The sequence below is a fragment of the Sphingobacterium daejeonense genome, assembly GCF_901472535.1.
In the GTDB taxonomy this organism is placed as follows: Bacteria; Bacteroidota; Bacteroidia; order Sphingobacteriales; family Sphingobacteriaceae; genus Sphingobacterium; species Sphingobacterium daejeonense.
In genome coordinates this window covers 14940-36337 of the sequence record NZ_LR590470.1, presented here as the reverse complement: position 1 = coordinate 36337, position 21398 = coordinate 14940, and the positions used below count along the sequence as shown (strand labels likewise).

The following is a 21398-nucleotide window of genomic DNA, read 5'->3' as shown; positions in this document are numbered from 1 at the left end:
ATTAAAAACTATCTTTTGCAATCTCCCGCCTTACCCGGCTCAAGCTTTCCGGAGTAATACCTAAATACGAAGCAATCATCCACTGAGGCACCCGTAACAATAGATTTGGGTACAGCTCAATAAATTCTAAATACCGCTCTTTGGCAGTCATTGCTAGCAGGGAATTGATCCTGCGCTGAAGATAATAGATGCTTCGCTGTAATGACTTCTCTGTAAACAAGGAAAACTCAAATCTCAATTTTGCAGCTTCTGAAAAGAAGTTTGGATGCAAAAAAACAACTTTACTAGGCTCTATGGCTTTGATATAATATAGAGATGGCTCGTCAAAATACATGCTGGAACGATCGGCCATCAGCCAGTTCTCAGGCGCAAATTGCAGGATATGCTCAACACCCTTTTCATCAAGCGAAACAAATTGTAATAATCCCTCGTCCACAAAAAGAAAATGCTTACATACCTCGCCAGCACGTAAGATCAATTGATTGTGAGACAATTCACGAAACTCAAAATAGGGAAGCAACTTCTCAAAATCACAGTCATCCAATAAAGCTTTCTCGGTATAATACTTATAGAAATTACTGCCTATCAGGTCTTTCATGTCCATATTAATAAAGTATAGTGAATTTGAAATCCAATGGATTAAAGCTTTTTACCAAATCTGGGATCAATTCAGTGCCATGTTTCAGGTATAATTCCGCAAAATTCTCGGTCCGTTCCTGCAAAGCCCCTTTTGGAAACAGCTTTTCTTTTATCCTATCAATTTGAATCAAGGCATCTTCATGATTTCTTTTCTCGGCCTTGAGCAATTTTTTCTCGAGATTGTTTACAGCCTTCTTTAACCTTGCTTTTACGGCATCGGTACTAGGGCCAAGACTGGGGTCTATTTTATGGGCCCTTAATTTTATCTTACCAAAGATAGAGTTAAACTCCATCCATTCATCATGCAAGTTCAGTCGGTGTTTCGTAATCCGTTTGACGTAATCTTTCTTTAACGTTTCTGAAGGTTTAAAAATACTCTTGAAGGTAAAGTCCAGTCTAAATATTTTACCTGCCATTTGATCATCTGTAATCATGGCGGAATTTCGAGGAATCAAAATTGGAAATTGAACCTTATACTGATCAAAATTGGCTTTTAATTGCAGCCAATAAACGATTTCTGCTCCTCCACCGATATAAGCAAGGTTGGGCAATATCACCTCTTCGTACATAGGCCTCATCACCACATTAGGGCTGAATCGCTCAGGATGTGACTGAATTTCTTTTTTGAGCTCTGCTTCAGTAAAAAACAAATCCTGGTGCAAAACCTCAAACCTTCCATCTTCAAGATGAACAATTCGCTCCCTGAATTCGTCAGTAAGATAAAAGAAATTGATCTCACGAGCATGCACTTGAGTCGAAAATCCAGCTTCAAGTAATTGAGCCGAAGTTTGCTCAATGGCCTTAAAGCTTTTTTCTTTCAAAATATCCTCCTCCATTATCGGAGCAAAAACCTTCTTCAGCTCTTTACGGTCAGCATCCAATATAATTAAGCCATATTGTTTGAATAACGAATTGACAAAGACCCTGGTTGCATCTGCCAAGCTTCTGCCTTTTAAATACGCCTCCTCAACCAATTTAGTGAGTTCTGTGGCGTTTTCAGATAAACCAAAGGTATTGCAATAGGTCTTTACAGTTTCACGAATCGTGTCCGTGCTTATCCTTCCGGTTGCCGCGTGTTTGTCCACTTCCCATGAAATCTTCTTGCCAAATACGCGGGTGTGGTTAATTTCCTCAAAGTCATGATCCTCAGTAGCCATCCAATAAACAGGGACAAATTCTTTGTCAGGAAATTTTTCCTTGAGATCTTGTGCCAATTTGATTGCAGTAACTATTTTGAAGATAAAATATAAGGGACCTGTGAAGATATTTAATTGATGGCCAGTGGTGACCGTATAAGTGTTTTCGTCCTTTAATCGGATAATGTTCTGAGCCACTTCGGGCGAAGTGTCCAATAGATCCGCATATTGATCACTTAATACTTGTGTCAACAGCTCTCGATGAGCAAAATTCTTCTTCTTACTCATCTGTTCCCCAAAACCATTGTAATCAGGCTTATTGCCATAAAATGGAGCTAATGCTTCATTATGGCCGAGATAAGCTATTAAGGTCTTGGAAAAACTGTTAGTGTCGTTATAATCAATATATGTGGCTTTCATTTACCGTTTTTAAACTTTTACAAATGTATACGCAATCAGTATACAAAATACAAAAATTTAAAAAAAGCACGACTACTCACCACAATTGTTATAGTTATTTGACAATATTGCCGTATAAATCAAAGTCCTCAGCTCGGTCTACTTTTACCTGAACGAAGTCTCCGATTCTTGCGTAATTATTCTTGGCTTCCAATACAACTTCATTATCAACTTCTGGTGAGTCAAATTCTGTTCTGCCGATAAAATAATCGCCATCTACCCTATCCACCAAAACTTTAAAGGTCTTTCCAACTTTTTCTTGGTTGATGTCATACGAAATGCCTTGTTGAACCTCCATGATTTGATCTACACGATCCTGCTTAACTTCCTCAGGAACATCGTCATTCAAATCATAAGCATGAGTTTTCTCCTCATGTGAATAAGTAAAACACCCTAAACGGTCAAATCTTGTCTCTTCAACCCATTCCAACATCTCCTGAAAATCCTGCTCCGTTTCACCGGGGTAACCGCAAATAAGAGTCGTTCTTAATGCAATATTAGGAACTTTATCACGAATTTGGTTTACTAAATCAATCTGTTTTTGTTTGGTAGTTCCTCTACGCATAGACTTCAACATCGAGTCAGAAATATGCTGTAGGGGCATATCCAAGTAATTACAGATATTGGAACGCTCATTCATGGCGTCTAAGATATCCATCGGAAAACCGGATGGGTATGCATATTGTAAACGGATCCAATCAATCCCTTCAACATCAGAAAGATGTCTCAAAAGATCAGATAAATTACGCTTGCCATAAATGTCCAATCCGTAATAGGTTAGATCCTGAGCAATTAAAATCAATTCTTTCGTGCCATTGGAAGCCAAAAATTTAGCTTCTTTGACCAGGTCATCAATCGATTTTGACACATGTTTACCACGCATCAAAGGAATCGCACAGAATGAACATGGACGGTTACAACCCTCAGCAATTTTAAAATAAGAAAAATGTGAAGGCGTAGTCAGCAAACGCTCCCCTAATAATTCATGTCGGTAATCAGCTCCTATGGTCGATAATAATTCAGGAAGATCATTTGTACCGAAAAATGCATCAACACTAGGGATTTCAGATTGCAATTCTGGCTTATACCGCTCCGATAAACAGCCCGTAACGATTACTTTATTAACTTTTCCCTGATCTTTCAGTTCTGAAAATTGTAGAATAGTATCAATGGACTCTTGCTTAGCATTGTCAATAAACCCACAGGTATTAATTACGACAATGTCATTCGCCTGAATATTGCTTGCTTCATGCACAACTTCCATCTGATTGCCTTTTAACTGGCCCATCAGAACTTCACTATCGTGTATATTTTTAGAGCAACCCAAGGTCACCACGTTCACACGTGGTTTTGCTACACTGGGAGCAATTTTTGATTGTTTCGTTTTCATATTATGTTGTAGCCTACTTAAATAGCGAGTCTACAAAGTCTTTTTTGTTAAATAATTGCAAATCACCGATCTTCTCTCCCACTCCAATATATTTAACAGGAATTTTAAACTGATCTGAGATTCCGATCACGACGCCACCTTTGGCAGTACCATCTAATTTTGTCAACGCCAGGGCGTTCACATCAGTTGCTTGGGTAAATTGTGTCGCTTGCTCGATTGCATTTTGGCCAGTTGAAGCATCCAAAACCAATAGAATTTCGTGTGGAGCATCAGGAATTACCTTTTGCATCACATTCTTGATCTTGGTAAGCTCATTCATTAAGCCTACTTTATTGTGCAATCGTCCTGCTGTATCAATTATCGCTACGTCATCTCCATTTGCTACTGCAGATTTAACGGTGTCAAATGCAACTGAAGCAGGGTCTGATCCCATCGGTTGGGCAACAACACGTACTCCTACCCGATCACCCCACAATTGGATTTGATCTACCGCAGCAGCTCTAAACGTATCCGCAGCACCCAACACAACCTTGTTGCCAGCTTCTTTTAATTGATGCGCAAGCTTTCCAATAGTGGTTGTTTTACCAACGCCATTGACTCCAACGACCATAATCACGTATGGTTTTTGATTTCCATATTCAAAAAGATTCAAAATCGTTGCTGTTATTTTCTGCCAATAATCCTTGAATCTCATCTTTTAGGAGGCGGTTCAAGTCATCAGTAGTAACATATTTGTCTTGAGCAGCGCGTTTTTGGATACGGTCCACGATCTTCAGGGTTGTTGTAACCCCAACATCTGAAGTGACCAATACTTCTTCCAGATTATCCAACACCTCATCATCAATGGTAGACTTCCCTACAACTGCTTTAGTAATCTTGCTGAAAAAACCTTCTTTGGTCTTTTCTAAACCTTTGTCCAAAGCCTCTTGAGCTTCAGGTGTTTCTTGCTTCTTTTTAAAAAAATCAAATAATCCCATGATGGATATGTTATAGATAATGGATTCTGAACAGTATCAAAGATACTGAAATAGAGAATACTAAAAAAGCCCTTTTGGTACACCCAAAACGGCTAATTATAAGATTTTTAAAGAAAAACTTTAAAAAAAGGAATATCTAACTGCTTATTTAGAAGCCCCAGCAACAACCTCTTTTACCTTGTCGTTGTGTACCATACTTTCTTTGAAAGTATAAGCGCCAGTTTTTGCAGATTTTGTAGTGATAACAACTTTTGTAAACTCTTTACCACCACCTTTTTGTAATGATGCAACTGCTTTCTTTGCCATGGTATACTATTTTTAATATGGATCCTTAAAATCCAATACGTTAATTACTTAATTTCTTTGTGAACTGTTACTTTTCTCAATACAGGGTTGAATTTTTTCAACTCCAAACGCTCAGTAGTGTTCTTTTTGTTCTTTGTGGTAATGTAACGAGACATTCCTGGAAGACCACTTTCTTTGTGCTCAGTACATTCTAAGATAACTTGTACTCTATTTCCTTTTTTTGCCATTGCCTTACTTTATTTATACCCTCACGGGTGAATTTCATGATTCTGTTTTCTGTTGATATAACAGGCTACTATCTATTAAATGTGACCTTTTTTAATAAATTTCTCGATAGAGGCTGTAATACCGTTCTTGTTGATCGTTTTAATCGCTGATGTAGATACTTTTAAAGTAATCCAACGATCTTCTTCTGGAAGATAAAAACGCTTAGTCTGTAAATTAGGATAAAATTTACGCTTAGTTTTAACGTTCGAGTGTGATACGTTATTTCCTTTTAATGCCGTCTTGCCTGTTAAATCACAAATTCTTGACATGATATTCGATTTTTAATGTTGTTCTTATTCAATTATCGTCCCTTAGAAACGAGTGTGCAAATATCTATATTTCTTTTCGGAAATACAACATTAATTCTCGAATTATTTTAAAATATTCGTGGAAAGGAGTCTAAAGTCAACAAAATTACTGTATTTTGCATTATATTTTAAAAGGAAGACAACAATAGTTTTCAACAATTCACAATGAACAAATATTTAATTAGGGGAACGGCCTTTACAGTAGTCGGTATATTATGCCTGTATTATGGCATAAATCTCATGAAATCGGACCTCACCGATAACCTCTGGTACAAAATCCTATTGATCGCTGGTGTATTATCCTTTGGATATGGATTTATTACTTTGATTTATCGAATGTTCCGTAAAATTGATAGAAACACCATAATTGATCACCGTAAATCCAATAAAAAGCAGAACAATTAATGCTGCAACAAACAAAAGGAATTACACTCAAAGTGACCAACTATTCCGAAAGTAGCGTGGTCGCCCAGATCTATACGGAATCATTGGGATTGCAATCCTATTTAATCAATGGAGCGCGAAAACCAAAAGCAAAAATCGGAAATAATATGTTGCAGCCTTTCCATTTGCTGGAGCTGGTGGTATACAACAAGGAAAACAACAACCTGCAACGAATAAAAGAAGCTCAACAATTTCCTCCTTTAAAAACAATACCCTTAGATATCGTTAAAAGTTCAATAGCTATGTTCTTGAACGAAGTACTGTACAAAGTACTGCGACATCAGCACCCTGAACCACAACTATTTCAATTCTTAGAAAATGCAATTATTTGGCTGGATGAGGCAAACGACGGGTTAGCAAACTATCACCTTGTATTTCTTGCCAAACTAACCCACTACCTAGGTTTTAAGCCCATAATAAGTAATTTACCTTATTTTGATCTGATCGAAGGCCAATTCACAAACAGCCTTCCGGGCCATGTTCATGTTTTGCAAGAACCTTATAGTGCATGCTTCCGGGAAATATTGCAAAGTAGTTTCACAAATTGTAACAAGATTAAGCTTACAAGAGAAGATCGATCATATTTATTGCAAAAAATTGTCGATTATTATCGGCTCCATACAGAGAATTTTGGAGAAGTAAATTCCCTTTACATCCTAGAAGAAATTTTTGGAAATTAAGGCATGAAAAAACCCATTGGAGTTTGTATTCCAATGGGTTTCCACAATAAATATATTGAATCTAATTATTAGATAAGTTTTACATTTACCGCGTTTAGTCCCTTACGACCTTGTTGTACTTCGTAAGAAACATGGTCGTTTTCACGAACCTTGTCAACTAATCCAGAAACGTGAACGAAGATTTCACTCTCGCCAGAATTTGGAATGATGAAGCCGAAACCTTTGGCTTCATTAAAGAATTTTACTACTCCTTCTTGCATAATAATTACTATTGTTTTTTCTAAAGGTATCATTATTTTTTGAATACCAATTAAATTTAATCGTTAAATGTAATAAACATTTTCAATTATTAAGAGTCTATTTTTTAAAACGCAGAAATTGGAAAGGTTTTTGTCAACAACATTTTAATTTAAAGAGACATGAAAAAATTTTTAACACTTATTGCACTCTTCGGAATGCTTACTGCAGTAAACGCACAAACTAATAATATGGAAAACACTAGGCGAGTAGCAACTCGTGGTTATGCTGAAAAAGAAATTACGCCAGACATCGTCTATTTATCTATTTCTCTGAAAGAATATTACCAAGATGGTAATACCAAAAAGAAAGTAGCAATTGATCAATTGGAAAAACAACTTTTCGATGCAGCAATGAAAAACGGTGTAAAAAAAGAAGACTTTACAGTTCAAAACATCTATAGCTACAACGTAGCCGATAAAAAGAAAAACAACGAGTTACTTCAAGCTAGGCAATATAGAATCAAAGTTGCCGACCTTAAGAAATTAAACACCATGCTTGAAGAAGTAGATGCTAGGGGATTACAAAGCACCAATATCTCAGGTTATGACCATTCACAAAAACGTGAAATAGAAAAAGAACTTAAAACATTGGCCGTTAGGGATGCTAGAACAAATGCAGAGATTTTAGCTGCCGCTGATGCAGAAAACGTAGGAAAAGTGATTTTAATAAATGATAACAGCAGCTTTAACTGGAATGAAATCGCTCCACAACCGCGCATGTATGCATTGAAAGCAAGCAATGCAGAAATGGATTCTGCCAATAACGGTCTAGACCTTGAGGTTCGCCCGATAAAACTTACTTGCAATATAGACGCTGTATTCGAGCTCAAATAAAAATGGAAAATAGATCTACCTATAATTTAGAAAAAATAGATAAAGATTTTCAATGGGTTAAACGACTATCTGTATTAATGGATAGTCGTTTCCGCATTGGAAACTTCAGATTTGGATTAGACCCAATCCTAAATTTTATACCTTTTGGTGGTCAAATCGCAACTTTTATAATCTCTTTGGTACTTGTTTCTGTCATGTATCGAAATGGCGCAAGTAGCAAAGTAGCCGTAAAAATGTTGCTTAACGTTACTTGGGACGCATTAATAGGATCAATACCGCTATTCGGTAACGTTTTTGACTTCTTCAACAAGGCGAATGAGAAGAACATCAAACTATTGAAAGAACATTATTACGACAACAAACATCAGGGCAGTGCAAAAAGAATACTCATAACATTAGGATTGGTACTTTTCATTCTCATCGTTCTGTTTATTTATGCCATGTATGCATTGACTGTTTGGTTAATGGGATTAATATTTTAATGGTTGTTAATAAAATAACATAATTTTGTAGCCATGAGCAAAACAAGAATATTTGCATTGTTGGGAATCGTTATTATGTTAACAGCGGTATTCACTAATCCGTCTAAGGAAAAAATAAACGATAAATTAACCCTGAAAGCTAAAGAAATACTGAAAAATCAACTTGACTACAAACATAAAGATGCTGTAGATTTCGGAATGATGCTTTTTGGAGATCAAGTCGTTAAAGAATTCGTCAATAACTATACACATACGGATAACTATTACCTTTTTTCATTAACTAAAATCAATTGGAACAGTGAAGAAGTGGTAATAGGAGGAGGGGCTTTTGGCCAAGTTTGGATCAGTGACAAGATCGATGAAAAAGCAGGTATGTTGATGGACGCATTAAAAAACCAATAATGCTGGAAATTATCTACCAAGATGACGAACTAATTGCTGTTAATAAACCCCATGGGCTATTGGTTCATCGATCATCAATTGCTGCTGATACTTCAGAATTTGCATTACAGATCCTGAGAGATCAAATCGGAAAAACAGTGTATCCAGCTCACCGCCTCGACAGAAAAACCGGAGGAGTTTTGCTGTTTTCCTTAAACAAGGAAATGGACAGCCTGATTCAGACGGCTTTTTCCTTAAATAAAATCAAGAAGGAATACCTTGCTGTACTCCGTGGACATACAGATCCGGAAGGAACTATAGATTACCCCTTAAAAAAAGATAATGGCACCCTCCAAGAGGCACTAACACATTATCAAACAATTTCTCTTTCTGAAATAGACTTACCTTTCGGCAAGTTCCCAACATCCAGGTACTCCTTGGTACTAGCAAAGCCACAAACAGGAAGAATGCATCAGATTAGAAGGCACTTTGCCCATATCTTCCATCCAATAATAGGGGATAGGCCCCATGGCTGCAACAAACAAAATAAACTCTGGAAAGAAACATTCCAACATGATACCATGTTGCTCCACGCCAAATCCATTGAATTTCAACACCCCAGAACACAAGAAAATATACACATGCAAGCAAATCTACAGTCCGAATTCACCAGAGCATTGGAGATTTTGGGGATAAGACAGTAGACGGTAGACAGTAGACATAAGACTCAAGACATAAGACAGTAGACGCCAGTGGCCGAGCGGAGCCGAAGCCCCCGTCAGCCTAACCCACCGATACATCATCAGTGGACGACGGTGGCCGATCGGAGCCGAAGCCCCCGGCAGCCTAACCCCAACGATACATCATCTGTAGACGACGGTGGCTGAGCGGAGCCGAAGCCCCCGGTGTAAAATCAATAGAAATCCCAGACGCTGGCGCAGGTCATAACCCTCTGCCGTGGCTGGTGTCCCCACCAGCCACTCAAAAGACATATCACGCCATGCCGCCCCAGAGGGTCGGAACTATTATAGAAAAGATTTTACAACGGCATTAAACCCTGTAGGGTTGTAACTATTATAGCGCCTAAATAGTTTCCCGAGCTAAAGCTCGATGACAGACGCCTTTTTTTTTAAAAAGGCCGATTTTTGGGGGAATGTTGTTGCGGCGAGCCGCAACAACATTCCCCCAAAAATCGGCCTCAAGCTCTCAAACATGGCCGTCAATCTTCAGCCCGCTCATTTTCAGTGGCGGCAGGATGGATAAAATGCCGCGGCCATTGTGCGGTTGGGATTGCCCTTGGATGCTTTCAAGCAATTATCTCCTCAAAAGAGATAATTGATTAGAACGGTATCCTCGGCAATAAGGCATTTTGTCCATGTGCATTGGCTCTGTGCGACAAGCCACCTTAAATGAGCAAGCGTTTTTGGTTACTTTTGCGCCTCAAAAGTAACGTCATCTTGCCATGAAATGGCATTATTAATTAGTGAAGATTAGCTCAGCCGATGGATGGTTGGTGGGGACACCAACCATGGCGGTCGTGTTGCCGCCAACCTGGCGTTCATGGAGCCACCAGCCATGTCATTATTGGCATAATTAAAAAAACGACCTTTGCCATGTAATGGCAAATAAAGAATAAAATTCCTACTTTTGCATTAACTAAAAATCATTGAAATAACATGAAAAATACTGCGTTAACAGACGTTCATATCGCTTTAGGAGCTAAAATGGTACCTTTCGCCGGATTTAATATGCCCGTTCAATATTCTGGCATCAATGACGAACATGAAACAGTACGTACTGCTGTGGGAATGTTCGACGTAAGTCATATGGGCGAGTTTATCCTTAAAGGAGAAAAAGCTTTGGACCTTATTCAAAAAGTATCATCCAACGATGCTTCCAAACTTTATGATGGCAAAGTTCAATACGGATATTTGCCAAATGAAAATGGCGGTATTGTAGATGATTTTCTGACCTATAAAATTGACGAGACCACATACTTATTGGTAGTAAATGCTTCAAACATCGAAAAAGATTGGAATTGGATCAGCAAATTCAATACGGAAGGTGTTGAAATGAAGGATATCTCCGATGAGACTTCGCTATTTGCTGTTCAAGGACCAAAAGCTGCCGATGCACTTCAAAAACTTACCGACATCGAATTGGCACCAATGGAATACTATTCATTCCAAAAAGGTGTATTTGCAGGCGTAGAAAATGTATTGGTATCTGCTACAGGATATACTGGCGCTGGTGGTTTCGAAATCTATGTTGCAAATGAACATGCTGAGAAAGTATGGAACGCTATTATGGAAGCAGGAAAAGAGTATGGCATCAAACCAATCGGTTTGGGAGCAAGAGATACTTTACGCCTGGAAATGGGATTCTGCTTATATGGCAATGATATCGATGATAGCACTTCACCGTTAGCTGCTGGACTAGGTTGGGTAACAAAATTCACTAAAGACTTTGTTAACTCAGAAAACCTAAAAGCAGAAAAAGAAAAAGGTGTATCACAAAAATTAGTGGGTTTTGAAATGATCGATAGAGGAATCCCTCGTCATGATTACGAAATCGTTGATGCTGAAGGAAACAAGATTGGTCGTGTTACCTCAGGTACACAATCACCTTCCCTTAAAAAATCTATTGGTTTAGGTTATGTAGATGCTGCCTTCGCAAAAGACGGATCAGAAATCTTTATTTCTATCAGAAACCAACCGATCAAAGCTGTGGTAAGAAAACCTCCGTTTGTAAAATAATAAAGAACTCAAAAAATAAAGGGCTATTTTTTAGCCCTTTTCTTTTGTTTCATTTCTTGTTGAGCCAACCTAGCTCTTTCTTCTTGTTTTGCACGAACATCCCTGTTCACTTGCTTCAACAATACAATCTTCAGATAAATCAACACCACCAATAAGGCAATAGAAATACCCAAATAAAGCATTTGGCCACTATTATATCCTGCCCAAGCACTCAACACTAAAAATACAATCCCTAGATTGAGCAGTAAATTCAATATAAACTTCTTTGTCATCTTTTCTTTATTACTTTAAATCCTGTAACCCGTTCCCGAATGAAATAAAAATACACTATTCCCGCCAAAATATTACCCATGATAATGAATAAAACCAATATTAAGCGCTCACCATTTGATATTCTCGTAGACCGCATGATCTCCAATAAAACTAATATGACCCATATCAAAGACAGTAATGTGGAGATACTCAATAGGATAGGAGCAAAGCCAACCTTCAGCACAAAAAGGATTAGGGACAAAACATAAAAAGCCAGACTAAATAGGAATGCCTGTTTAGTCTGGTGGAATAATTTATTCATAAAACAAAGTTAAGGATAAATTCCCTAGCCTTGGTTATGGGAAAATACCTAACTCTTTGTAGGATTCTCCAACTTTATTGATAGCACAAATAAATGCTGCAGTTCTTAAATCTTCAACTCCTTCTGTATTCTTCCAAATCTGATGGATTTCTTGATAAGAACCAATCATCGTATCTTCAAGGCCCGAGTAAACTAAATCAACTTCATCAGGACCTCTTAAAATGATTTTACGTTCTAATTTTGAAACCTTTTGATTGGTCATAGATTCGATAATGTTCAGAATTTCTGCAAACATATTTTCGCTAAATCTCTTTTCCAATCTTCCATACCTTACGTGGCTTAAGTTTTTCAACCATTCAAAATAAGATACAGTTACACCGCCGGCATTTAGATAGATATCAGGAATTACCAATTTTCCTTTTCTGTTGAATACTTCATCAGCGTCAGGTGTCAATGGACCATTTGCTGCTTCCCCAATAATTTGTGCTTGGATACGTTCGGCATTTGAACCATTAATTACAGACTCTAATGCTGCGGGAATCAATATATCACAAGGGTATTCTAATCCTTTGGAAGGGTCTTCAATATTGGTAGCTCCTGGAAAGTTTAATATGGATCCTGTTGATTTACGGTGAGCAACAACTTCCTCCAAATCCAACCCGTTTTCATTATAAATTGCTCCTTCGTATTCAATTAATCCAACTAAGATCGAACCGCCTTCTTCAAAATACTTAGCAGCATGGTAACCTACATTTCCTAAACCTTGAACAATCACTTTTTTTCCTTCAACTCCAGTTGTAAGACCTAGTCTTTGCATGTCCTCTTCATTCTTACAAGCTTCTCTGACACCAAAGAAAACACCAAGACCTGTAGCCTCCGTTCTTTCCGCGAACACCGCCCTGAGAAACAGGTTTTCCAGTTACACAAGCCTGAGCATTGATATCATTGGGGTTTAAGGTAGTATAGGTATCAACGATCCAACTCATTTCCCTTGCACTAGTACCATAATCTGGGGCAGGAACATCTGTTCCCGGTCCAATAAAGTTTTTCTTTACCAGCTCTGTAGTATAACGACGGGTAATCTTTTCCAGTTCATATTCAGTATACTTTTTGGTATCGATTTTTACCCCACCTTTAGCTCCTCCAAAAGGAACGTTTACAATGGCACATTTGTAAGTCATCAAAGATGCCAAGGCCATCACCTCATCCTGATCAACTTCCATGCTAAAACGGATCCCGCCCTTACATGGTAATTTATGATGCGAATGCTGAACACGATAAGCTTCGATAACTTCTACATTATCTCCTATCTTAACAGGGAATCTAACCCTCAAAATAGAATTACATGCCTTGATTTGTTCAAGTATGCCAGAAGAGAATTTGGTAAACTTGGCCGCCTTGTCAAAATTACGGCCTACTCCTTGAAAGAAGCTCTGAGTTGTGTTGGAATGTTGTGACATAAAATTATGTTTTTGTTTACTCTTGGTACAATGATATAAAGTTAGCTCTTTTATAATTTTTACAATGCAGAAAGAAATAAAAACATAATTTTTTAACAAATATTAATAAGACCGCCCAAAAATTGCTATTTATGCAACAAATAGCCTTAAAAATAAAAAGCTCAAGGTGTCCTTGAGCTTTTTATTGATTTACTGTTTTTTAATAAACATCCATTTCAGGATCAAATGCTTCTTTCCAAGCTAAAATCCCGCCTTGAAGATTCGATAAATTTGTAAATCCTTCCTGCTCCAACAACATAACTGCTTGAGCACTACGTTTTCCTGAACGACAATGAATCACTACTGGAATATCTCTTGAAATCTTTTCAGACTCAATTACAACTCCTGACAATGGAATGTTAATCCCATTTAAATTAGATACTTCATATTCGAAAGGCTCACGAACGTCGATCAATTGAAACTCAACGTTGTGGTCCATCATGTCCTTTAATTCTTGAACGCTAATTTCCTTCATAGTGTGCTTTTTATCAAATATAAAGATTTTTGAATTCAAACTGTCCCCAAATAGTTTAGAATTTTTGTTATTTTCATCGTAAAAAAATTATATATGAGAAATCAATTATTATCCCTGCTATTTATAGCCTTGCTGTCCAACTTCAGCATAGCACAGGAAACACAAATAACAAATACTGAAAATATTTCCAGAATATTGAACACACTTGCCTCTGATGATATGAGAGGAAGGTCGGCTCTAAATATCAATGATATCGGAAAAGCTGCAGATTTTATTGCCAATGAATTCAAAGAAATCGGACTTAAACCATATGCAGAAGAAACCTTTAGACAATCGTTTATAGTCGAACGCTCCAAAGTAACCGAACAAAATGTAAAATTCGGCAAAAAAAATCTCCCTGAAGATGAATTCCTGATATGGGGAGACCTTAAAGGTACCATAACCGAAAAAGACAAAAACACTAAACAATATACCATTACGGATGAACAAGATTTCTCTCAAGAGTTCCGAAATATTGTACAGAAAGATACCTCCACAGCAGTGATCCTTGTTGGTAAAAAACATGCTCCGCTGTTAGCAAGGTTTAAAAAAATCTACAACAGAGAACAAGTTAAGTTTAAAGACCAAAACACGCTCTCAAAAGGGGCCAAGGTTTTCATTATTGCTGATGGAATTGAAAATAAATATAATATTTCTCAAAAGAAGGATAGCCAGGAATTCTCAATGTTCAATGTTGCTGGCATTATTCCTGGAAAATCAAAACCAGATGAATTCGTGATCATTTCTTGCCATTATGATCATATTGGCATTATTCAACCTGTGGAACAAGATTCAATAGCTAATGGTGCGGATGATGATGCCTCAGGAACAACAGCAATGATAGAATTGGCAAGGTATTATAAGAAACTGAACAACAACGAAAGAACATTGATTTTTGTAGCATTTACGGGTGAAGAAATTGGAATGTTTGGTTCTAAATACTTCTCTAACAATATAGATCCCGAAAAAGTGGTTGCCATGATCAATATTGAGATGATAGGAAAGGATTCAAAGTTTGGCCCAAATAGCCTATATATAACAGGATATGAAGCGTCAAACTTAGGAAAGCTAATGCAAGAAAACCTAAAGGGATCAGCATTTACATTTCATCCAGACCCTTATACCACACAAAACCTATTCTATAGAAGTGATAATGCAGTATTGGCAGCATTGGGTGTTCCAGCACATACGTTTTCAACATCACAAATCGACAAAGATCAGTATTACCACACTGTAAAGGACGAAGTAAGCACGCTAGATATCAATAATATCAAATCCAGCATTGAAGCAATTGCAACTGGTGCAATTGGAATCATTAATGGATCTCAAACACCTAGTAGAGTAGAAAAACTAAGAGATTAAGGATTTACGCATAACGTAATCATTTAGAAAAAATTCGTAGTAGGGGATATCAACTTCCTCTACTACTTTAAAACCTTGCTTAAGGTAAAAATTATAAGCTTTATTGAATCTGTTTACGTTCAGTTCAAGCTCTTTAAAACCGAGGTTTTTCGCCTCCTCCGCAGCAAGATCAATCAGCATTTTGCCAAAGCCTTTTCCTTGCGTACTTGGCAACAAATAGATTTTATCAATCTTCAAAACATCTCCCTTAGGACCAAAACCAATAAATCCAACCGCAACATTCCCTTCATACAGAATATAAAATGTTGTGTTTCCTAGTATAGAACTCTGAAGTGTTTCTATGGAATATAGGTGTTCAAGCATAAAATCTATCTGCTCTTTAGATAAGATTTCAGTATAGGTAGGATACCAAATTGCATGAGCCAATTGTTGAATCAATTTTGCGTCCTCAATCTTTGCTTTTATAATCTGGATCATAGCTCTTCAGATATTAATAGGTAATTGTCTTGTTCTGGGATAGAAATAAAACCATCAGACGCCACTACATAACAGTTGTTATCAAGATGGGTTAAATTCTTCAAATCTTCCTCATTCCCTCTATAATTCTCAATAATCAATGAATATCCTTTGGGAAGCCATTTCTCATATTTTTTTAATAAAAGTGATTTCCGCTCAGCATTTAATAAAATAATGACAAAATCCTCCAAATACGGCTCGTAATCAACGATGTTAACTCGTTCTGTTAAGATATTGACAGCATGATTTTTCTTTTTATCAAGGTATTTAAAGAGGGGAATAAAATAGTTTTGGGAGTAGGGTATTAGGATAAGGTTTTCTTCTATTTCTTTAATGTCGATCCCTTGGTTATCAAGGACCACGTCAACTTTTATTTCTCGAGATTTTAATAAATCATAATGCTCAGAAAGAGTTATTATGGTAGGGCTCCATTCAAGGAGTTGATTCAAATAGTCGTCAGCAAGACAGTCTGGGTTTGCTATAAACAGGGCTGGTTCCTGATTCTCACGGACTATGTGATGGGATGACATACGAATAGTATTAATTCCCTAAATACTGGACAGCAATATAAGACATCAACCCAATGCTGGTTTCCAACGCTTTTTCGTCTATATCAAATGTTGGTGTATGAACGGCAGAATTTATACCTTTTTCTTTATTTCCTGTACCCAATCTATAAAAACAAGCATTGGTTTCTTGAGAATAATAGGCGAAATCTTCCGCTGCCGGCCATAAATCTAATTCAACGACATTTTCTGCGCCTAAGTATTCGATAGCATAAGATTGTGCAGCAGCAGTGATGCCTGGTTCATTGACTAAAAATGGATAGCCTTTTCTTACTTCAAAGTCACAGGTTGCCCCCATGCTCTCAGCAATACCAACGGCCATTTTCACCATTCTCTCATGCGCATCTGCTCTCCATTTCTCGTCAAAAGTACGGAATGTACCTTCTAAATTAACTTCGTCAGGGATAACATTCGTAGCTCCATTTCCGATAATCTTACCCCAAGAAAGCACGGAAGGCGTTCTTGGATCAGCATTCCTGCTCACGACTTGTTGCAAAGCGGTGATAATTTGTGCAGTAATCGCAATAGGATCTATATTTTGGTGAGGCATGGCACCATGACCACCCTTACCTTTCACAGTCATAAATAACTCGTCACAGGAAGCCATGTACTTCCCAGATCGAAAACCAACTTTGCCAGATTCTATAAATGGCATCACATGTTGGCCAACAATCCCTTGTGGCTCTGGATTCTGTAAAACACCTTCTTTGATCATCAATGATGCTCCACCCGGAAGACGTTCCTCACCAGGTTGGAAAATCAACTTTATAGTTCCTCCAAACTCTGACTTCAGATTATTTAAGATTTTGGCTACGCCCAAAAGGGAAGAGGTATGGACATCATGTCCACATGCATGCATAACACCAATATTCTTCGAACCGTAGGATCGACCTTCAACCTCAGTAATGGGAAGGGCGTCCATATCGGCTCTTAACGCCAATACTTTATGTGAAGGTAAATCACCTTTGATAATCCCTACAACTCCAGTGTTGGCCATAGATTCAAAGGGAATATTCAGATCAGTTAACTTTTGCTTCACATATGCAGAAGTATTATACTCCTCAAATGAAAGTTCAGGGTTCTGATGTAAAAACCTTCTGTTATCTACGGTATCTTGAAAATAGGAATTCGCTAGTTCTTGAATTCGTTGTTTTGTTATTGGCATGATGATCCTCCACTATTGCCATGTCCAGACATCTTCGACAAACACAAAAACATTTCTGTATTTTCCTCGAAGTTCTCTCATATATGCAGTTGCTGCAGAACGGCTTGTAAAGTCGCCTACTTTGATTCTGTAGTTTGGTTCTACATAATCTAAATAAGCATTGATATCAGAGTTTTGGCTTTGGAAAGAACGCTGAACGTTTTCAGCCTCCCTACGGCTTGACCCTGAGAAAATCTGAACCCTAAAACCACGGACTTTAACACGAGTAGCTCTCGATTTATCTATGGTTTTAGGCTCTAGACTTACTGCTTTTGTAGAAGTAGTTGGATTTAATGCGTAAAATGACCGATATTCCTGCAAAAGACCAATTAATGAATCTTTTTCAACCAATACCTTATTCTCTTGTGCTTTAGAAATTGTAACTGTAGCAAATAGAATTAAACAGCTTACTATAAATCCTTTGTATTTCATTGTTTTATTAACCTTGTTTCCCGTGACAGTTTTTGTACTTCAACCCAGAACCACAAGGACATTCATCGTTTCTACCAATTGCCTGATCTTTACGGATCGGCTGAGTAACTTGAGGCTCTTGTGTATTCAAGTCTTCCTCTGATACCCCTGTTGGTGAACTTAACTCTTCTTTTGTCTCTTTTACCTTTACCTTCGGTGCCTCTGGGCGTGCTGCTTGAATGTTTTGAGGTTCTTGCTGCTGTCCAGGAATTTCGCCTTTGAACAAGAAGCTGACAATATCTTTGTTCATGCCGGCCAACATCGTTTTAAATAAGTTGTAAGCCTCCATTTTATAGATAATGATCGGATCTTTTTGCTCATATCTAGCATTCTGTACAGATTGTTTCAAATCATCCATCTCACGAAGATGCTCTTTCCATGCCTCATCGATCAAAGCCAATACAATGCCTTTCTCGAATGATTTGAAAACTTCTTTACCTTTACTTTCTACAGCTTTTTGAAGATTTGTAGCAACTTGAATGCCACGAATTCCATCTGAAAAAGGAACGATGATATTTTCTATCATTCCACCACGTTCAGCCAATACATTTGTAAGGACTGGCAGGGTTTGCTCAGCAATATTTACTGCCTTGCGGTGGTAATGTGAAATAACTTGGTCAAATAGCTTGTCAACTAATGTAGGAGCAGAATTACTTGCAAATTCTTCTTGAGAAATCTCAGGGTTGATCGCAAAAATACGAATCACCTCAATTTGAAACTCATCAAATGAATTGTCTTGTTTTGCTTCCAAAACAACGTCTTCAACAACATCATAAATTGTATTGTTCAAATCAACGTCTAAACGCTCACCGAACAACGCATTTTTACGTTTAGTATAGATTACAGTACGCTGTGAGTTCATCACGTCGTCATATTCCAACAAATGCTTACGTGTTCCGAAGTTGTTTTCCTCGACTTTGCGTTGTGCTCTTTCGATGGACTTAGTCAACATACCATGTTGCATCACCTCACCATCTTCAACACCCATCTTAACCATTAGGTTTGAAATACGCTCTGAAGCGAATAAACGCATCAATGGATCTTCAAGTGATACAAAGAACTGTGATGATCCTGGGTCACCTTGACGTCCTGCACGACCTCTTAACTGACGGTCAACACGACGAGATTCGTGACGCTCCGTACCAATAATTGCTAAACCACCTGCATTGATAACCTCAGAAGTAAGCTTAATATCCGTACCACGACCAGCCATGTTGGTAGCAATAGTTACCTGACCTGGACGACCTGCCTCAGCAACGATATCAGCCTCTTTCTGGTGTAATTTCGCGTTCAATACATTGTGCTTAACACCACGTAACTTCAACATACGGCTCAATAATTCCGAAATCTCAACAGAGGTCGTACCAACCAATACCGGACGGCCTTGTTCTGTCAACGTTTGGATCTCTTGTGCAACCGCATTATATTTTTCACGAGCCGTACGATAAATTAAATCCTGACGGTCATCGCGCTGGATAGCCTTGTTTGTAGGTATCTCAACCACATCCAATTTGTAGATTTCCCATAACTCACCCGCTTCAGTAGAGGCTGTACCAGTCATACCTGACAATTTATGGTACATACGGAAGTAGTTCTGTAAAGTAATGGTAGCATATGTTTGAGTTGCATCCTCAACCTTAACGTTTTCTTTCGCCTCAATCGCTTGGTGCAACCCGTCAGAATAACGACGGCCATCCATGATACGACCAGTTTGCTCATCAACGATCTTTACTTTACCATCATCAACGATATATTGATCATCGATTTCAAATAAGGTATATGCTTTCAACAATTGGTTGATAGAGTGAATACGCTCTGCTTTAACAGAATAATCACGCATTAACTCTTCTTTTCTTTGTGCTTTCTCTTCAACAGGAATACTTGATTTTTCGATCTCAGCGATCTCGGTACCTACATCTGGAAGGATAAAGAAGTTTGGATCTTCACCTGTTGCTGTAATTAATTCAATTCCTTTTTCAGTAAGTTCAACTTGGTTGTTTTTCTCATCAATTACAAAGAACAATTCCGCATCTGCTTTAGGCATATGGCGATTCTGCTCTTGCATATAGTAGTTTTCAACCTTTTGAAGAATCTGACGGTGATTGCCTTCAGACAAATATTTAATTAATGCTTTGTTCTTTGGCAAACCTCTATAAGCACGGAACAATGCCAATCCTCCTTTTTCAGGATCGGTATCATTGTCTGCAATAGCTTTCTTAGCTTGGTTCAATACCGTATTGATATATGCTTTCTGAGCATTTACCAAACGCTCGATCCTAGGTTTCAACTGATAGAACTCATGTTGATCTCCCAATGGGATAGGACCAGAGATAATCAATGGCGTACGGGCATCATCAATCAATACCGAATCCACCTCATCGATCATTGCAAAGTGAAGTTTGCGCTGAACCATAGACTCCTTGGTATTGGTCATGTTGTCACGTAAATAGTCAAAACCAAACTCATTGTTTGTACCATAAACGATATCACACATATAGGCTTGACGGCGTTGTGGTGAGTTAGGTTGGTATTTGTCGATACAGTCAACACTCATTCCGTGGAACTCGAAGATTGGACCATTCCATTCCGAGTCACGACGTGCTAAGTAATCATTCACCGTTACAATGTGTATTCCTTGACCTGCCAATGCGTTCAGATAGGTCGGCAATGTTCCTACTAAAGTTTTACCTTCACCCGTTGACATCTCAGCAATCTTACCTTGGTGCAGAACGATACCACCGATCAACTGAACATCATAGTGAACCATATTCCAGGTAACTTCAGTACCGGCTGCCGTCCATGTATTTTTCCAACGTGCTTTGTCACCCTCTATGGTAACATTTGGTTTGCGAGCTGCAATATCTCTATCGAATTGCGAAGCTGTAACCTCGATTTCTTTATTTTCTGTAAAGCGACGTGCAGTCTCCTTAACAACAGCAAAAGCTTCAGGTAATATATCTAATAATACTTCCTCAAGCTTTTTGTCGCGATCTTTTGTCAATTTGTCAATCTTGTCGTAGGTTGAAGTTTTCAGCTCCATATCTTCGGTAGCTTCTGCCTCTGTTTTCAGACCGTTGATTTCATTGTCGATATCCTGCAAATAGTCGCTGATTCTTTGTTTAAAATCTGCTGTCTTCCCACGCAACTCATCATGTGTTAATGAGGATAGTTTCTCGTATTCTTCCTTGATTTTATTTACTAATGGTTGTACTCCTTTGACATCTCGCTCAGACTTACTACCAAATAATTTGCTTAAAAACTTTAACATAATATTCTATTTCTCTATTCGCATGTACAATAATGACTCCAATTCAATTAAGCAGACATTTTGACA

General features: G+C 37.9%; 24 protein-coding genes and 2 pseudogenes. 10 read left to right on the top strand and 16 right to left on the bottom strand.

Translation table 11 applies throughout. From position 1 onward, the window contains the following. Position 1 precedes the first annotated feature (1 nt). From FGL31_RS00210 to rpmB, 7 genes and pseudogenes are all read right to left on the bottom strand, one after another. Complete coding sequence (locus FGL31_RS00210; protein WP_138089357.1) at positions 2 to 598, bottom strand: Crp/Fnr family transcriptional regulator; 597 nt, start codon at positions 596 to 598, stop codon at positions 2 to 4. A 7-nt stretch (positions 599 to 605) separates the two neighbouring features. Beyond that, entirely contained in the window at positions 606 to 2195 is a 1590-nt protein-coding gene (gene bshC / locus FGL31_RS00205; protein ID WP_138089356.1) for a bacillithiol biosynthesis cysteine-adding enzyme BshC, read from the bottom strand. Positions 2196 to 2289: 94 nt separating this feature from the next. Beyond that, positions 2290 to 3624: a 30S ribosomal protein S12 methylthiotransferase RimO gene (rimO, locus tag FGL31_RS00200; protein WP_138089355.1), complete on the bottom strand. Its 1335-nt coding sequence runs from the start codon at positions 3622 to 3624 to the stop codon at positions 2290 to 2292. Between the two features lie 13 nt (positions 3625 to 3637). Next, positions 3638 to 4601, bottom strand: a pseudogene (ftsY, locus tag FGL31_RS00195) (signal recognition particle-docking protein FtsY). 144 nt (positions 4602 to 4745) lie between these two features. Beyond that, positions 4746 to 4907, bottom strand: coding sequence for a DUF4295 domain-containing protein (locus tag FGL31_RS00190; protein ID WP_099369273.1), 162 nt, complete (start codon positions 4905 to 4907; stop codon positions 4746 to 4748). A 44-nt stretch (positions 4908 to 4951) separates the two neighbouring features. Further along, positions 4952 to 5134 carry a 50S ribosomal protein L33 gene (gene rpmG, locus FGL31_RS00185; RefSeq protein WP_002998409.1) on the bottom strand — a complete coding sequence of 61 codons (183 nt, stop codon included), beginning with the start codon at positions 5132 to 5134 and terminating at the stop codon, positions 4952 to 4954. 75 nt (positions 5135 to 5209) lie between these two features. Further along, on the bottom strand, positions 5210 to 5443 hold the full coding sequence (rpmB, locus tag FGL31_RS00180; RefSeq protein WP_099369272.1) for a 50S ribosomal protein L28: 234 nt from the start codon (positions 5441 to 5443) through the stop codon (positions 5210 to 5212). A 204-nt stretch (positions 5444 to 5647) separates the two neighbouring features. On the opposite strand from rpmB, the gene FGL31_RS00175 reads away from it, so the two are divergent. Together FGL31_RS00175 and recO are read left to right on the top strand one after the other, a co-directional pair. Beyond that, positions 5648 to 5887 (top strand): signal peptidase, encoded by a 240-nt coding sequence (locus tag FGL31_RS00175; protein ID WP_138089354.1) that lies wholly within the window; start codon positions 5648 to 5650, stop codon positions 5885 to 5887. Next, positions 5887 to 6606 (top strand): DNA repair protein RecO, encoded by a 720-nt coding sequence (recO, locus tag FGL31_RS00170; protein ID WP_138089353.1) that lies wholly within the window; start codon positions 5887 to 5889, stop codon positions 6604 to 6606. Before FGL31_RS00175 ends, recO begins: the two co-directional genes overlap by 1 nt. Before the next feature lie 68 nt (positions 6607 to 6674). Here recO and FGL31_RS00165 read toward each other — a convergent pair whose 3' ends face one another. Beyond that, positions 6675 to 6866, bottom strand: coding sequence for a cold-shock protein (locus tag FGL31_RS00165; RefSeq protein ID WP_093100014.1), 192 nt, complete (start codon positions 6864 to 6866; stop codon positions 6675 to 6677). A 159-nt stretch (positions 6867 to 7025) separates the two neighbouring features. On the opposite strand from FGL31_RS00165, the gene FGL31_RS00160 reads away from it, so the two are divergent. From FGL31_RS00160 to gcvT, 6 genes are all read left to right on the top strand, one after another. Further along, entirely contained in the window at positions 7026 to 7739 is a 714-nt protein-coding gene (locus tag FGL31_RS00160; RefSeq protein WP_138089352.1) for an SIMPL domain-containing protein, read from the top strand. Positions 7740 to 7741: 2 nt separating this feature from the next. After that, complete coding sequence (locus FGL31_RS00155) at positions 7742 to 8221, top strand: DUF4112 domain-containing protein (RefSeq protein WP_099369269.1); 480 nt, start codon at positions 7742 to 7744, stop codon at positions 8219 to 8221. 33 nt (positions 8222 to 8254) lie between these two features. Beyond that, on the top strand, positions 8255 to 8623 hold the full coding sequence (locus tag FGL31_RS00150; protein ID WP_138089351.1) for a DUF4359 domain-containing protein: 369 nt from the start codon (positions 8255 to 8257) through the stop codon (positions 8621 to 8623). Next, a complete protein-coding gene (locus tag FGL31_RS00145) occupies positions 8623 to 9306 on the top strand; it encodes a pseudouridine synthase (RefSeq protein ID WP_138089350.1) in 684 nt (227 codons plus the stop codon). The genes FGL31_RS00150 and FGL31_RS00145 overlap by 1 nt, the downstream gene beginning before the upstream one ends. 406 nt (positions 9307 to 9712) lie before the next feature. Further along, the gene (locus FGL31_RS22455) at positions 9713 to 9865 is read left to right on the top strand and encodes a hypothetical protein (protein WP_171017489.1); all 153 of its coding nucleotides are present in this window, start codon (positions 9713 to 9715) and stop codon (positions 9863 to 9865) included. A 413-nt stretch (positions 9866 to 10278) separates the two neighbouring features. Next, complete coding sequence (gcvT, locus tag FGL31_RS00140) at positions 10279 to 11358, top strand: glycine cleavage system aminomethyltransferase GcvT (RefSeq protein ID WP_138089349.1); 1080 nt, start codon at positions 10279 to 10281, stop codon at positions 11356 to 11358. Positions 11359 to 11381: 23 nt separating this feature from the next. On the opposite strand, the gene FGL31_RS00135 is transcribed toward gcvT, so the two are convergent. Next, positions 11382 to 11630 carry a DUF6358 family protein gene (locus FGL31_RS00135; RefSeq protein ID WP_099369265.1) on the bottom strand — a complete coding sequence of 83 codons (249 nt, stop codon included), beginning with the start codon at positions 11628 to 11630 and terminating at the stop codon, positions 11382 to 11384. Between the two features lie 78 nt (positions 11631 to 11708). On the opposite strand from FGL31_RS00135, the gene FGL31_RS22450 reads away from it, so the two are divergent. Further along, positions 11709 to 11879, top strand: a complete 171-nt coding sequence (locus FGL31_RS22450; RefSeq protein WP_232046119.1) for a hypothetical protein — start codon at positions 11709 to 11711, stop codon at positions 11877 to 11879. An 87-nt stretch (positions 11880 to 11966) separates the two neighbouring features. Here FGL31_RS22450 and FGL31_RS00125 read toward each other — a convergent pair. Both FGL31_RS00125 and FGL31_RS00120 read right to left on the bottom strand, forming a co-directional pair. Next, a pseudogene (locus tag FGL31_RS00125) lies at positions 11967 to 13392 on the bottom strand (Glu/Leu/Phe/Val family dehydrogenase). A gap of 199 nt (positions 13393 to 13591) precedes the next feature. Further along, a complete protein-coding gene (locus FGL31_RS00120) occupies positions 13592 to 13906 on the bottom strand; it encodes a rhodanese-like domain-containing protein (protein WP_099369262.1) in 315 nt (104 codons plus the stop codon). Between the two features lie 93 nt (positions 13907 to 13999). Between FGL31_RS00120 and FGL31_RS00115 the strand changes: the two genes are divergently transcribed. Continuing rightward, the gene (locus FGL31_RS00115; RefSeq protein ID WP_138089347.1) at positions 14000 to 15307 is read left to right on the top strand and encodes a M28 family metallopeptidase; all 1308 of its coding nucleotides are present in this window, start codon (positions 14000 to 14002) and stop codon (positions 15305 to 15307) included. Here FGL31_RS00115 and FGL31_RS00110 read toward each other — a convergent pair. The 5 genes from FGL31_RS00110 to secA are packed head-to-tail and all read right to left on the bottom strand — an operon-like array spanning position 15296 to position 21332. Further along, complete coding sequence (locus FGL31_RS00110) at positions 15296 to 15784, bottom strand: GNAT family N-acetyltransferase (protein ID WP_138089346.1); 489 nt, start codon at positions 15782 to 15784, stop codon at positions 15296 to 15298. The genes FGL31_RS00115 and FGL31_RS00110 overlap by 12 nt on opposite strands. Next, positions 15781 to 16353 carry a hypothetical protein gene (locus FGL31_RS00105; RefSeq protein WP_138089345.1) on the bottom strand — a complete coding sequence of 191 codons (573 nt, stop codon included), beginning with the start codon at positions 16351 to 16353 and terminating at the stop codon, positions 15781 to 15783. The genes FGL31_RS00110 and FGL31_RS00105 overlap by 4 nt, the downstream gene beginning before the upstream one ends. A 10-nt stretch (positions 16354 to 16363) precedes the next feature. Further along, complete coding sequence (locus tag FGL31_RS00100; protein WP_394366169.1) at positions 16364 to 17548, bottom strand: M20 metallopeptidase family protein; 1185 nt, start codon at positions 17546 to 17548, stop codon at positions 16364 to 16366. 18 nt (positions 17549 to 17566) lie between these two features. Further along, positions 17567 to 18025 (bottom strand): SPOR domain-containing protein, encoded by a 459-nt coding sequence (locus tag FGL31_RS00095; protein WP_138089343.1) that lies wholly within the window; start codon positions 18023 to 18025, stop codon positions 17567 to 17569. 7 nt (positions 18026 to 18032) lie between these two features. Continuing rightward, positions 18033 to 21332, bottom strand: a complete 3300-nt coding sequence (gene secA, locus FGL31_RS00090; protein ID WP_138089342.1) for a preprotein translocase subunit SecA — start codon at positions 21330 to 21332, stop codon at positions 18033 to 18035. Between the last annotated feature and the right edge of the window lie 66 nt (positions 21333 to 21398).